Consider the following 12,957-nt stretch of genomic DNA (forward strand, 5'->3'; position numbering starts at 1 on the left):
TCTGCGATGAAACCCTCGATGAAACTCCGCAGCATGTCTGCGCTCAGCGGCTCGGCGTGGCCGTCGAAGTCGTAGATGTAGTCCCCGTCGCCGCTGACCTGCACCCACTGCAGGATTCGACTCTGCGGGTCCGTGCCCCGATGCTGCGCCCGCTCGCAGCGAGTCTGCACCGTCCCGGTCGCCACGACCTCGCTGACGTCGAGGACACGGGCAGACAGCTCGTCAGGCTCGTCACGCCGAACAGGAAATCCGAGGTCGTCGAAGTCTTCCGCCGTAACCGGCATTTTCGGCAGGTGATTTCCGTCTCCTGCCAACGCGATACGCGGGTGCGCACCCGCGCCGACCAGTCCCACCGATTCTGCTATCGCGGCCGCCAACGCGTCCGGCGCCACCGAGTAGATGTCGACGACGTCGACACCGTCCTGGTCGCGGGTCTGCACCGCAACAAACCCGGACTCGCCCGCACGCAACGCGTGCAGCCGCAACTCCGGCGTGTGCGCGTCGAAAGGGTGCACCCGGCATTCCACGCAGACGTCGCTTCGCACAAGGGCTTCCACCCATGACCGGACTCCGCGAAGGTCGCCACCGGCGAGGCGATCAGCGATCGGTTCGCCGGCTCTGGTGGCAAGCCACACCGACCCGACCGGTCGGCTACGTCCCAGCGGGTACGGCAGCGTTTCCCGGCCGAACAGTGCGCACGCCGATTCCAGGTCGACCACGGCCACCCTGTCCACCGGCGTCCGAGCGAAGCTCAGCTCATACGTCATGAACCCATTCTGCGGGCGGCCACGCTCGCTGCGTACAAACGGTGAGGGACACAGACGGCCGATACGCTCAGTCGAACGCTGGATTCGGTTCGAGCCGGACGCACGAATAGGAGCTCTGGGGCGGTGACGAGAACCGAAAGGCGGGTGGCGCTCGACGGGAACGACCGGCTGCGTCGGGCCCGATACCGGTGGACGGCAGTGCTGATCGCCGCACTGCTGTTCGGCACCGTGGTCTATCTGCTGGCCGTGTACACGACGACGGGCCAGCGGTTCGAGGACGCGGCGCTGCGGGGCGCCACCCAGGTCGACGCCGCGGTGCGTCAGGCCGCGCTGGACCAGTTCCACACCATCACGGTGACGTCGCAGTTGGCAGCGGCGGTGATCGTCGGAGCGATCGGGTTGCTGCGTCGCCAGGTGTGGCTGGCCGTGGCCGGGGTGGGGGTGATCCTCGGCGGGCAGGCTGTCACCCAAGTGCTGAAGTACCACGTGCTTTCCCGCCCCGAGCTGGTCGCGATCAACGGCACGTTCGCCGACAACACGTTGCCCAGCGGGCACACGACTGCGGCGATGTCGCTGCTGTTCGCAACGCTGATCGTGATGCCGTACCGGTTCCGCGGTGTGGCCATGTTCTTCACGCTCACCTGGGCGGTGGGAATCGGTGCCTACACCGTCATCATCAAGGCCCACCGGCTCTCGGACACCCTGGCTGCCGACGCGGTGGCGCTCATCGTGGCCTGCGCCGCGTCGCACTTCCTGGCCCGCACCGACCGGATCCGCGCGGTGATCTCCCCGGCGGCGACGCGCTACACACTCCGTACGGTGTTCGTCGTGCTGGTCGGCGCCGCGGGGTCGGCGAGCCTGGCATTGGGCATGGTGCAGGTGCTGCGTGGGGCGTCAGCCCATCTCAACGACGAACCCGCCGAGTGGCACCTGTTCCTGGGTTCGCAGTGGCTGGCCGCCGCCGGTTCGGTAGCCGCCGCGCTGCTGTTCTGGTGGACCTGGCACCGACTGGAGACCAAACGTCGCGGCGACCCGGTCAGCACCCGGTAGCGCCGGTCAGGCCGCCTGCTCAGCGTCTGTCTTTGCCGCCGGCCGTCAGCGTGAAGCACTGGGTGCCCGCGGCATGTGTCCAGATCGAGTCGCGCGCCAGGCCCTCACCCGAGGGTTGCGCAAAATCGGCGCACAGCTCGAACGTCCTGTCGGTGCCCGGCGAGTAGCGGTAGGGCGCGCGGGTCGACGGATCGTCGAGCGGAATCGGCGTCGGCAGCGCCGCACTCAACTCACCGAGGCTTTCGGGCAACTCGGCGTTCTGCTCGTAAAAGCGGTCGACGCCGGCGGCGAGCGAACGCAGGTCCTCCACCCGCCGGTCGTCGATACGCCGGGCCGCCTGCTCGGACGGCGGACCCATCAGCCACAGCCCCGCCCCCACTGCCGCGACACTCGTCAGCACCGCGACGCCGAGGAACAGTGCCGGCACGGGCCGCCGACCGCGTTCGCTGTCCCGGATGTCCCACAGGTAGTAGCCGAGGATCAACCCGGCGACGACCGCCACCACCAGCACCTTGAGCAGGAACCGTGCCGTCGTACCGCCGCCGAGCACATACGCCACGAGGGTCACGAAGTCGCCGATGATGACGGCCACCGCCACGAACATCGCGAGGTAGGTGAACCAGCGGCGGATCGCCGACCCGCGCTCGGCAGGATCTTGCCTCAGCGACCGGGCGACGAGCCACGAGGCGGCGACGAACACCGGGAAGGCGATGATGACGCGCGCCACCGCCCACAGAACGTCCGGCACCCACACGTCCGAGCCGAGCGGCACCGCGGCCGGATCGTAGAACAGGTAGTCGATCAGTGTGAAGAAGAGTCCCACCACCGAGAACGCGGTGATGCCGAGCGCGGTGAAGAGTACGAGATAGCGGAATGCCTCCCCCCGCCGAGACGTGCGGTACGGGCCGGGGAACGGGAACCGGGAACGGAACCTCCGGCGAAGCTCGCCAGGGCCTTGTTCACCTGTTCGGGCTGCCAGCCGGCTTCGTGGAGTGCCTGCTCGATCTCCGGGCGCGGTATGCCGCGCTGAAGCGCCTCGCGAACGAAGCGGGTGAGTTCGTCTGACCGCGCAGCCATCAGGCGCCGATGAATTCCGGTGCGCCGTCCAGATACCGGGCCAGCGAGAGCCGCAGCGCCCGAACCCGGTGGCCGGCGTCGAACTCCAGCAAGGCCGCCTCGGCGGTCATGCCGACCCACAGTTGTGCTGCCGGGTACGGATCGGGCCAGCCCATGGCGGCGAAGTCCGGCTCACACAGATGTGCGGTGTCCCGGTTGCGTCGGCGGACCTCGGCAGCGGTGACGGGCTCAGCCCGGGCCTCCAGCAGCAGCGCGCGCACACCGTATTCGCGCAGACAAGCATCCAAATAGGTGCGGCTGGCCCTCAGCAGCCGCTCCGCCCCCGGCGGATAGGTGTCCATCACACCGCGGGTGTCGTCGAGGATGCGGTCGTGGAAATCCCGGTGCAACGCCAGCAGATAGGCTGCGCGGTCCGGAAAATGATGGAAGAACGCACCTTTGGAGACGCCCGCCTCTTCGACGATGCGGTTGATGCTCAGGCCGGACAGGCCGGTGTCCTTCGACACCCGGACACCGGCGTCGAGCAGTGACAGCCTGGTCCGTGCCGCCGATTCCTGCCTGGTCATGCCACATGGTACCGCGGCGGCCACCCCGCGATGGTCACCCCGCGGGCATGTGTAATCGGTTGCCCGCGAACCGATTCGCTACGTCGCGACCCCGAGCACCCGCTGCAGGTCCGGCTTCATCTGCTGCAACTGCTGGCCCCAGTATCCCCAGCTGTGGGTGCCGTCATGGGGGAAGTTGAATACCCCGTTGCTCCCGCCGGCGGCCAGATAGCGCTCCTGGAACGTGCGGCTGGTGCGGCCCAGGAACCTCTCCAGGAACTGCGCGGCGGCCAGGTTCCCGACGCTGGCGTCGGCGTCGAAGTCCGACGCCGCTCCGGTGCCGGAGTAGATCCAGATCCGGGTGTGGTTGGCGACGAGCTTCGCGACGTTGACGGTGGGGTCGTTACGCTGCCACGCCGGGTCGCTGGACGGACCCCACATGCTTTCGGCGTTGAAGCCACCGGCATCCTTCATCGCGATGCCGATCAGCGTCGGCCACCACCCCTCTGACGGGTTCAACGCCGCGGAAAGCGCTCCGGCGTAGACGAACTGCGTCGGATGCCAGATCGCCAGGGAAAGTGCCGAAGACCCGGCCATCGACAGTCCGACAACGGCGCTCCCGGTGGCGGACACGGATCTGTTCGCCGTCAACCACGCCGGCAACTCGCGCGTCAGGAACGTCTCCCACTTGTAGGTGTAGGCCTGCCCGTTCCCGTCGGAGGGCTCATACCAGTCGGTGTAGAAGCTGGACTGGCCACCGACCGGCATCACCAACGACAGACCCGAGCCCTCGTACCACTCGAACGCGGGGGTGTTGATGTCCCATCCGCTGAAGTCGTCCTGGGCGCGCATCCCGTCGAGCAGATAGCCGCCCGGGGGCCACCGTACTGAAACTGGACGCGGATATCGCGACCCATCGCCGACGACGGCACATCGAGATACTCGACCGGCAGGCCCGGTCGAGAGAACGCGCCGGCTGGGCCCGCTGCCCCGTCGACGACCCCGGCGCCGAAGAGCACCGTCACCACCGCCGCCACCACGGACACTCGTCGCCTCACCATCGCCACCACACACCTTTCACATACCGTCCGGTCGGTCGGTGAAATGAATCTACCGCACTGCCCGATGTTCGGTGTGCTCAGTTCCCGCGGCGGCGCAACAGCAGGATGGGGACGATCGTCGCGGCGAGCGCAGCGCCGATCACCGCGAGCGTGGGGAAGCTGGTCTGCGCGACAACAAAGCCGGAGCCCAAACCGCCGGCCGCACCGCTGACGGCGATGAACAGGTCGACGGTCCCCTGGGTTTTCGCGCGACCGGCCACCGCGGTGGCGTTGGTGATCGCGGTGGTGCCCGCGATCAGCCCCAGGCTCCAGCCGAAGCCGAGCAGCGCCAGCGCCACCGCGAGCGCGGCGATCGAATCCGGCGGAGTGAAGGCGGCCAGCGCGCCGGCGGCGATCAGCGTGGCCGCGGCGAGCCCGGCGGTGACGGCGGCGCCGTACCGGTCGACGAGGTAGCCGGAGATCGGCGAGGGCAGGTACATCGCAGCGACGTGGATCGAGATCACCAGCCCCGCGGCAGCGAGGTCGTGATCGTGGTGCTGCATGTAGACCGGCGTCATGGTCATGACGGCGACCATGACGAGCTGGGTGATCATCATCACCGCCGCCCCGGCGAGCACCACAGGGTTCCACGACGACGTTCTCTCGGCGGGTTCGTCGTCTACCCCACCGATGATGACCGGATCGGCCGGAAACTCGGCAGCCAGCCGTAAAGGGTCGGGCCGCAACAGAATCCAGATGATGACCCCGGCGGCGCCGTAGGCGACGGCAGCGAGCAGGAACGGGCCGGCCAGCCGCGGCACCCCGATCGCGTCGGCGAGGTCGCCGAGAACGCCGACCAGGTTGGGTCCGATGACCGCGCCGACCGTGGTCGCGACGAGCACGGTGCTGATCGCGCGGGCGCGGCGGTCATGGTGGGCGAGATCCGCACCGGCATAACGAGCCTGCAGGTTGGTGGCGGTGCCGGCGCCGTAGACGAACAGTGCGGCGAACAGCAGCGAGATGTTGTCGATGACGGCGGCGACGACGATACCGACGCTGCCCAGTGCTCCGGTGAGGTATCCGGCCGCCAAGCCGACGCGCCGGCCGAAACGTTGTGACAGTTGTCCGACGCCCGCCGCCGCTGCGGCCGACCCGATGGTGAACAACGCGCTCGGTACTCCGGCCATGCCGGTGGAGCCGAACATCTCCTGCGCCAGTAGCGCTCCCACGGTGACCCCGGCGGCCAGGCCCGCGCCACTGAAGATCTGAGCGGCCACCAGCACGCGCAGGGTGCGCTTCTGGACCGCGTCGAGCTGCGCGCTGGTGGGCTTCAACTCAGTGTCCGGCACCGATCTCGATCAGCAGGACACCGACGACGATGAACCCGATCCCACCGAGCATCCGGCCGGTCAGCGGCTCGTCGAACAGGAACCGGGAGGCCACGGCGGTGATGGCCACTCCCGCGGCCGCCCAGATTCCGTAGGCGATTCCCAGCGGCATGCCGTGGCGCAGCGAACCGAGCAGCATGGTGAAGGCGAGCACGTAGCCGATCGCGACCGCGGCGTAGAGCCGGGGCCGGCCGTTGGCGGCGGTCCGCAGCGTCAGCGTGGCGGCGACCTCTGACGCGATCGCACCCAGCAACAGCAGGTACTGCATCCGGTCAGCTCCCCGGCGCGGACGCGTCGGATCGCTGCGCATGCGTCCCGGTCTCGACCAGCAGCACGCCGGCGATGATGCACACCAGGCCCAGGGCCATCGCCACCGTGAAGGCCTCGCCGAAGAACAGCGCCGACAGGCACGCCACGAGCGCGACGCCCGTCGCCGCCCAGATGCCGTACGCCACGCCGACACCCATACCGCGCTTGAGCACTGCCGTCAGAAAGACAAAAGACGCCAGGTATCCGGCCACGACCACGACATAGAGTGCTCCGATGGTGGCCGAGCCCTTGAGCGCCAGCGTCGCCGCCACCTCGCACAGGATCGCGCAGCCCAGATAGAGCCAGGTCATGGCGTGCCCTTTCAGACGTGCGCGACCTCCGACTCAGCGCGCCCAGACGAGGGTATGCGAGACCGACTCAGTCGGTCGGCTCGCCGGCATCCTCGTCGACGTCGGGGGTGTCCTTGCGGTCGTCGGCATCGGCCTGCTTGGCCTTGGCGTTCTTGGAGGAGGCCGAACCTTCTTCGTCGTCGTAGATTCCTCTACCGCGGGTCATCGAGTTCCTCTCACTGCGAAGCGCTTCGGAGCTTGTCCAGTAGCGGGCCCGCCGCCTTCTCGAGGAACAGGTCCTGACTTTCGCCGCCGACCTGCACCATCGCGATGTCGGTGAATCCCGCCTCCCAGTACTTTCGCACTGATTCGACGATCGCGTCCAGGTCGGGACCACACGGGATGGACTCGGCGACGTCTTCATGGCGGACGAACTGCGTGGCACCGTCGAACCCGGCCGTGGTCGGCAGGTCCGAGTTCACCGCCCAGCCGCCGGCGAACCACCGGAACTGGTCGTGCGCGCGGGCCACGGCGGCGTCGCGGTCGGGGTCCCAGCAGATCGGGATCTGGCCGATGACCCGGACATCGCCCGGTAGGCCCGTGGCCCGTCGGGTGTCATGCCAGGAGTCGACGAGGGACTTGTCGGGCTGGACCGCGATCAGGTGGTCGGCCAGCGGGGCGAACTCCTCGATGGAGCGGTCACCGGACACCGCCGCCGCGATGGCCACCGGGATCTCCGGAACGTCCCACAGGCGCGCGGAATCCACCTCGAAGTACTCGCCCTTCCAGTCCACCATCTCGCCGCTCATCAACTCGCGGATGATGTGGATGGCCTCACGCAACATGTCGTGGCGGCGAGCGACCGTCGGCCAGCCCTTGCCGACCACGTGCTCGTTGAGGTTCTCCCCGCTGCCCAGACCCAGGGTGAACCGGCCGTCGGCCAGGATCTGCAGTGTCGCCGCCTTCTGCGCGACGATCGCAGGGTGGTAGCGGATCGTCGGGCAGGTGACATAGGTCATCAACTCGACCCGCTCGGTGGCGTGGGCGACCGCTCCGAGCATCGACCAGGCGTAGGGAGCGTGACCCTGCGACGACAGCCACGGGAAGTAGTGGTCGCTGGACACTTCGAAGTCGAAACCGACATCTTCTGACGAAACTGCATAGCGGACAAGATCTTTGGGACCGCTCTGCTCGGTCATCAGGGTGTAGCCGAATCGCGTCATGGGCTTCGGATACCCGGGCTTGCAGGTACGAAACGAGCACCGGACCAGACGCGCCGCCGCGTGCGGCTGGAGTGACTGACGTTGTCAATTCCACCGACGATCGACAGGATGGTCGGCATGACGTACGACACCGGCGGCTACGGTCCGGCGGGGACACCCTCCCCCGGCGGTCCGCCCACCGGTTATCCCCCGCCCGGATATCCGGGTTACCCGCCGCCGGGATACGGCGGATACGGACCGCCACCCGGCTATCCACCTCCCTACGGTGGCCCGCCACCCGGCTACGGTCCGCGGCCGGCGTTCAAACCGGGTGTCGTCCCGCTGCGTCCGCTCAGCCTGTCCGACATGTTCAACGGGGCAGTGGCCTACGTCCGGGCGAATCCCAAACCCACGCTGGGGCTCACCACCATCGTCGTGGTCGCTGCGCAGCTGTTGACGCTGGTGCTGTCGCTGCTGCCGTTTGCGTTCACCGGGCAACTCGCGCAGGCGATGGGCAGCGACGAACCCAGCGCCGAGATGCTGGTGAGCTGGGCGACGTCCAGCCTCACCGCGTCCGTCTCGACCGTCCTGTCGGCGATCCTGCTCAGCGGCCTGCTGACGGTCGTCGTCGGGCGGGCGGTGTTCGGCGCCGGGATCACGATCGGGGAGGCCTGGCGGCGACTACGCCCGAGGCTCTGGGCGCTGATCGGGTTCACCGTGCTGCAGACCCTCGGCGCCGTGGTGTTGATCGCTCTGGTGTTCCTGCCCGTCGTGGCCGTGGCGTTCGCGACGGATGTGATGATCGCCTTCCTCTTCGGCGTTCCGCTGGTACTGGCGCTGATCGCGGCGCTGGTCTACCTGGGCACGATGCTGACGTTCACCCCGGCGGCCATCGTGCTGGAGCGCCGCGACATCATCTCGTCGATCAAGCGGTCGTTCGCGCTGATCAAGGACGACTTCTGGCGGGTGCTGGGCATTCGGCTGCTGGCCACGCTGGTGGCGAACCTGATCGCCGGGGCGGTCGCGATCCCGTTCAGTTTCGGCGGTCAGATCATGCTGTCCACCTCGGCGTCGGCCACGGCGGCGATGCTTGCCCTGGTCGCGTTCGCCGTCGGTGGTGCCATCGGCCAGATCATCACCGCGCCGTTCACCGCCGGTGTTGTGGTGTTGCAGTACACCGACCGCCGCATCCGGTCGGAAGCCTTCGACCTCGTTCTGCAGACAGGCGCAGCGGGCGGACCGGCAGCCTCGCCGGATTCCACCGACGACCTCTGGCTGACCCGCCAGAGCTGACATGCCGACGATCGACATCGACCGCGACGCGGCCCACGAGGCGGCCCAACGTGAGCTCGGCAAACCGATCTACCCCCGGCCGTCACTGACCGACCAGATCCTCGACTGGATCGACGAACTTCTCTACCGGCTGGTCGCCGGAGGCGCGGACGTCCCGGGCGGCTGGTTCACGGTGTCGGTGCTGCTGATCCTGCTCGGCGTCGCCGTGTTCGTCGCGGTGCGCCTCGCCCGCCGCGCGATGCGCACCGCACGCAGCGAATCCGCCGGCCTGTTCGGTGACCACGAGCTCAGCGCCGCCGAACACCGCGCGACCGCCGAAACGCATGCCGCGTCCGGGGATTGGGCACCTGCCATTCGGCATCGACTTCGCGCCGTGGCGCGACAACTCGAGGAGAACGGTGTCCTGGAACCCGTTCCCGGCCGGACGGCGACCGAACTGGCCCGCACCGCCGGCCGGGCGCTGCCGCCTCTGGCCGACGAATTGTTCTCCGCGGCGGAGATTTTCAACGACGTGACCTACGGTGAGCGGCCCGGACTGGAACAGCAGTACCGGATGATCGCCTCGCTGGACGGCAAACTTGGCACCCGGGCGGCGAAGGATTCCGCCGAGTCGCCGCCCACGTCGTCGCCGCAGACCTGGGCCGAGGTGCGATGACGGATTCCTCGTCGACCGTCGTCGGCGCGACCATGGGCCAGCGGTGGCGGACCGGGCGTTGGGTGCTGCTCGCCCTCGTCGTCATCGTCGGCGTCGCCGCCGCGACGGCCTACCTGACCTCGCCGGGAACCGGCGGCCGGATGGAAGCGACCTCGACGTCCCCGGAAGGGGCCCGTGCCCTGGTCACGCTGCTGCGCGACAACGGGGTGACGGTCGTCGAGGCCGAAACCGTCGCGGCCGTCGAACGCGAGGCGCAGCCGGGGACCCTGCTGGTGGTCGCGCAGACCGCCCATCTGTTCGGTGACGAGTTGCTCGACCGGCTGGCGGAGGTGCCGTCCGATCTCCTCCTGGTCGAGCCGGTCGGACGGACTCGCGAGCAGCTCGCCCCGGCGCTCCGCCGAGCGGACTCGACGAGTTTCGGTGGCCTGACCGCCGATTGTGACCTGCGGGAGGCCCGGCAGTCCGGAACCGTGCACTTCGGCGCGGCCGACACCTACGAGGCGTCCGGCGAAACACCGGTGGCCCGGTGCTACGACGGCGTGCTGGCGCGCTACACCGACGACGGCCGGACGACGACGGTCGTGGGCAGTGCGCTGTTCATGATGAACGAAGGGCTGCTCGAGGAGGGCAACGCCGCGCTGGCGATGAATCTCGCCGGCCAGCACCCCCGGGTGGTCTGGTATGCGCCGCAGAGCAGCGAGACCGCCGACTCCGACGGCGGGGCAACGATTTCCGACCTCATTCCCGCCCAGGTCACCTGGGTGGCCCTGCAGCTGGCGCTCGCCGTGGTGTTGCTGGCCCTGTGGAAGGGCCGCCGGATCGGCCCGCTGGTGGCCGAACGGATGCCCGTCGTGGTGCGCGCGTCGGAGACCGTGGAGGGCCGCGGCCGGCTGTACCGTTCGCGGCGCGCCAGGGACCGCGCCGCCGAGGCTCTGCGGACATCGACACTGCAGCGGATGCTGCCCCGCCTGGGTTTGGGCTTCACGGCCGACCAGTCGACCGTCGCCCAGGCGGTCACGGCACGTTCCGGTCTGGACCCCCGCGCGGTCGGCCATACGCTCTATGGCCCGCCGCCTGCCACCGACACCGAACTCGTCACCCTCGCTCGCGAACTCGACAACATGGAAAGGCTGGTCGCACAGTCGTGACACCACCCACCGAGCATGACAGCGCCCGCAGCGCGCTGATGAACCTGCGCGCCGAGATCGGCAAGGTCGTCGTCGGCCAGGATGCCGTGGTGAGCGGCCTGGTGATCGCCCTGTTGTGCCGCGGTCACGTGCTGCTGGAGGGTGTGCCCGGCGTCGCGAAGACCCTGCTGGTGCGCACGCTGGCGGCAGCGTTGCAGCTGGACTTCAAGCGGGTGCAGTTCACCCCGGATCTGATGCCCGGCGACGTCACGGGATCGTTGGTCTACGACGCCCGCACCGCGGAGTTCGAGTTCCGAGCCGGCCCGGTGTTCACCAACCTGCTGCTGGCCGACGAGATCAACCGGACCCCGCCCAAGACGCAGGCAGCGCTGCTGGAGGCGATGGAGGAACGTCAGGTCAGCGTCGACGGCGATCCCCGGGCCCTGCCCGACCCGTTCATCGTCGCGGCCACCCAGAACCCGATCGAGTACGAGGGCACCTACCAACTGCCCGAGGCCCAGCTGGATCGGTTCCTGGTCAAGCTCAATGTCCCGCTGCCGCCACGCGACCAGGAGATCGCGATCCTCGACCGGCACGCCCGCGGGTTCGACCCGCGTGATCTGTCCGGGGTGAAGCCGGTCGCCGGCCCGGCCGACCTGGCGGCCGCGCGAGAGGCGGTCCGGCAGGTGCTCGTCGGCGACGAAGTTCTCGGCTACATCGTCGACATCGTCGGCGCGACAAGACATTCACCGTCACTACAGCTCGGGGTATCGCCGCGAGGCGCGACGGCTCTGCTGTCCACGGCCCGGTCGTGGGCGTGGCTGTCGGGCCGCGGCTACGTCACCCCCGACGACGTCAAGGCGATGGCCAGACCCACGCTGCGGCATCGTGTCGCGCTGCGCCCCGAGGCTGAGCTTGAAGGGTCCACCGCAGACGGGGTGATCGAGGGCATCCTCGCCTCCGTGCCGGTGCCGAGATAGTTGCCGGCCAGTGATACTCACCGGACGCACCGGGTTGATCGCGCTGCTGTGCGCGTTTCCCATCGCGTTCTCCGCCCGCCCCGCACTCGCTTTCGCCGTCCTGGCCGCCGCGCTTGTGATGGCCATCGCGGTCGACGTCGCTCTGGCAGGCAGTCCGCGCGCCCTCACGTTGACGCGCAACGGCCAGACCTCCGCGCGCCTGGGTCAGCCGGTGGCGGCGGAACTGAGCGTCGGCAACGGTGGCCGGACCAGGTTCCGCGGGGTGATCCGGGACGCGTGGGCCCCCAGCGCGCGCGCCGAACCGCGCACCCATCCGGTGAACCTTGCTGCCGGACAGCGTGTTGCGCTGCGAACACAGTTGCGACCGGTCCGTCGCGGTGATCAGGTCTCGGCACTGGTGACGGCCAGATCCGTCGGCCCGCTGGGCCTTGCCGGCCGGCAACGCTCACACCGGGTGCCCTGGCAGATCCGGATCCTGCCGCCGTTCCTGTCGCGCAAGCATCTGCCGACACGGCTGGCCAGGCTACGCGAGCTCGACGGCATGACACCTGTGCTGATCCGCGGCCAAGGGACCGAATTCGATTCGCTGCGGGAGTACGTCGTGGGTGACGATGTCCGCTCGATCGACTGGCGTGCGACGGCACGGCGGGCCGACGTGGTGGTGCGCACTTGGCGGCCCGAGCGTGACCGGCGCGTGGTGATCGTGCTTGACACCGGCCGCACCTCGGCCGGGCGCGTGGGCGTGGATCCGACAGCGGCCCGATTGCCGGCTCCGCCGGCGGAAGCCAGATTGCCGGCTCCGCCGGCGGAAGCACATCCCGGCGGCTGGCCGCGGCTGGACTGGTCGATGGACGCCGCCCTGCTGCTGGCGGCGCTGGCCGCGCGGGCAGGCGACCACGTCGACTTCCTGGCACACGACCGCGTCACCAGGGCCGGCGTCTTCAACGCCTCGCGCACCGGGTTGCTGGCCAAGCTCGTCGAGGCGATGGCGCCGCTGGAACCCGCGCTGATCGAGTCGGACCCGCGCGCGCTGGTGACGGCGATCCAGCGGCGGGTGCGCCGGCGCGCGCTGGTGGTGTTGCTGACCGACCTCAACGCCTCCGCGATCGACGAGGGGCTGATCACGATACTCCCGCAGCTGACCGCCAAACACCAGGTGCTGCTGGCCGCGGTCGGCGATCCCCGGGTGGACACGCTCGCCGCGGGCCGCGCCGATGCCGTGGCTGTCTACGAC

14 protein-coding genes and 1 pseudogene are annotated in these 12,957 nt (G+C 69.1%); 6 read left to right on the forward strand and 9 right to left on the reverse strand.

Going from position 1 to position 12,957, the window contains the following annotated elements; translation table 11 throughout:
• A partial coding sequence (locus WA944_RS25715; RefSeq protein WP_526372196.1) for an ESX secretion-associated protein EspG occupies window positions 1-767 on the reverse strand: 767 nt, incomplete at its 3' end.
• 123 nt (window positions 768-890) lie between these two features.
• Here WA944_RS25715 and WA944_RS25720 point away from each other — a divergent pair.
• Complete coding sequence (locus tag WA944_RS25720; RefSeq protein ID WP_526647477.1) at window positions 891-1,817, forward strand: phosphatase PAP2 family protein; 927 nt, start codon at window positions 891-893, stop codon at window positions 1,815-1,817.
• A 19-nt stretch (window positions 1,818-1,836) separates the two neighbouring features.
• On the opposite strand, the gene WA944_RS25725 is transcribed toward WA944_RS25720, so the two are convergent.
• The 8 genes and pseudogenes from WA944_RS25725 to WA944_RS25760 form a co-directional block, all read right to left on the reverse strand.
• On the reverse strand, window positions 1,837-2,928 hold the full coding sequence (locus WA944_RS25725) for a DUF5671 domain-containing protein (protein ID WP_526647479.1): 1,092 nt from the start codon (window positions 2,926-2,928) through the stop codon (window positions 1,837-1,839).
• Window positions 2,894-3,460, reverse strand: a complete 567-nt coding sequence (locus WA944_RS25730) for a TetR/AcrR family transcriptional regulator (protein ID WP_526372192.1) — start codon at window positions 3,458-3,460, stop codon at window positions 2,894-2,896. Before WA944_RS25730 ends, WA944_RS25725 begins: the two co-directional genes overlap by 35 nt.
• Before the next feature lie 78 nt (window positions 3,461-3,538).
• Window positions 3,539-4,500 (reverse strand): annotated as a pseudogene (locus WA944_RS25735) (alpha/beta hydrolase).
• Window positions 4,501-4,577: 77 nt separating this feature from the next.
• Window positions 4,578-5,813 carry an MFS transporter gene (locus WA944_RS25740; RefSeq protein WP_526608920.1) on the reverse strand — a complete coding sequence of 412 codons (1,236 nt, stop codon included), beginning with the start codon at window positions 5,811-5,813 and terminating at the stop codon, window positions 4,578-4,580.
• Window position 5,814: 1 nt separating this feature from the next.
• Window positions 5,815-6,135 (reverse strand): DMT family transporter, encoded by a 321-nt coding sequence (locus tag WA944_RS25745; RefSeq protein WP_526375811.1) that lies wholly within the window; start codon window positions 6,133-6,135, stop codon window positions 5,815-5,817.
• 4 nt (window positions 6,136-6,139) lie between these two features.
• Window positions 6,140-6,487, reverse strand: a complete 348-nt coding sequence (locus tag WA944_RS25750) for a DMT family transporter (RefSeq protein ID WP_526375809.1) — start codon at window positions 6,485-6,487, stop codon at window positions 6,140-6,142.
• 67 nt (window positions 6,488-6,554) lie between these two features.
• A complete protein-coding gene (locus tag WA944_RS25755; protein ID WP_526375807.1) occupies window positions 6,555-6,692 on the reverse strand; it encodes a hypothetical protein in 138 nt (45 codons plus the stop codon).
• A 10-nt stretch (window positions 6,693-6,702) separates the two neighbouring features.
• Window positions 6,703-7,689: an LLM class F420-dependent oxidoreductase gene (locus tag WA944_RS25760; RefSeq protein ID WP_526375805.1), complete on the reverse strand. Its 987-nt coding sequence runs from the start codon at window positions 7,687-7,689 to the stop codon at window positions 6,703-6,705.
• A 117-nt stretch (window positions 7,690-7,806) separates the two neighbouring features.
• Here WA944_RS25760 and WA944_RS25765 point away from each other — a divergent pair, with 117 nt between their 5' ends.
• The 5 genes from WA944_RS25765 to WA944_RS25785 all read left to right on the forward strand — a co-directional run.
• Window positions 7,807-8,961, forward strand: coding sequence for a hypothetical protein (locus WA944_RS25765; protein ID WP_526375803.1), 1,155 nt, complete (start codon window positions 7,807-7,809; stop codon window positions 8,959-8,961).
• A 1-nt stretch (window position 8,962) separates the two neighbouring features.
• On the forward strand, window positions 8,963-9,616 hold the full coding sequence (locus WA944_RS25770; RefSeq protein WP_526375801.1) for a DUF4129 domain-containing protein: 654 nt from the start codon (window positions 8,963-8,965) through the stop codon (window positions 9,614-9,616).
• Window positions 9,613-10,764 (forward strand): DUF4350 domain-containing protein, encoded by a 1,152-nt coding sequence (locus WA944_RS25775; protein WP_526375799.1) that lies wholly within the window; start codon window positions 9,613-9,615, stop codon window positions 10,762-10,764. Before WA944_RS25770 ends, WA944_RS25775 begins: the two co-directional genes overlap by 4 nt.
• Window positions 10,765-10,802: 38 nt before the next feature.
• Complete coding sequence (locus tag WA944_RS25780; protein ID WP_526375817.1) at window positions 10,803-11,723, forward strand: AAA family ATPase; 921 nt, start codon at window positions 10,803-10,805, stop codon at window positions 11,721-11,723.
• Between the two features lie 10 nt (window positions 11,724-11,733).
• The coding region (locus WA944_RS25785; protein ID WP_526647478.1) for a DUF58 domain-containing protein at window positions 11,734-12,957 on the forward strand (1,224 nt) is incomplete at its 3' end.

It is taken from the genome of Mycobacterium sp. (genome assembly GCF_049683355.1).
GTDB lineage: Bacteria > Actinomycetota > Actinomycetes > Mycobacteriales > Mycobacteriaceae > Mycobacterium.

Coding starts and splice junctions, on each gene's coding strand:
- WA944_RS25730 (WP_526372192.1), bottom strand. CDS start 3,460: ATGACCAGGCAGGAATCGGCGGCACGGACCAGGCTGTCACTGCTCGAC.
- WA944_RS25745 (WP_526375811.1), bottom strand. CDS start 6,135: ATGCAGTACCTGCTGTTGCTGGGTGCGATCGCGTCAGAGGTCGCCGCC.
- WA944_RS25750 (WP_526375809.1), bottom strand. CDS start 6,487: ATGACCTGGCTCTATCTGGGCTGCGCGATCCTGTGCGAGGTGGCGGCG.
- WA944_RS25755 (WP_526375807.1), bottom strand. CDS start 6,692: ATGACCCGCGGTAGAGGAATCTACGACGACGAAGAAGGTTCGGCCTCC.
- WA944_RS25760 (WP_526375805.1), bottom strand. CDS start 7,689: ATGACGCGATTCGGCTACACCCTGATGACCGAGCAGAGCGGTCCCAAA.
- WA944_RS25765 (WP_526375803.1), top strand. CDS start 7,807: ATGACGTACGACACCGGCGGCTACGGTCCGGCGGGGACACCCTCCCCC.
- WA944_RS25770 (WP_526375801.1), top strand. CDS start 8,963: ATGCCGACGATCGACATCGACCGCGACGCGGCCCACGAGGCGGCCCAA.
- WA944_RS25775 (WP_526375799.1), top strand. CDS start 9,613: ATGACGGATTCCTCGTCGACCGTCGTCGGCGCGACCATGGGCCAGCGG.
- WA944_RS25780 (WP_526375817.1), top strand. CDS start 10,803: ATGAACCTGCGCGCCGAGATCGGCAAGGTCGTCGTCGGCCAGGATGCC.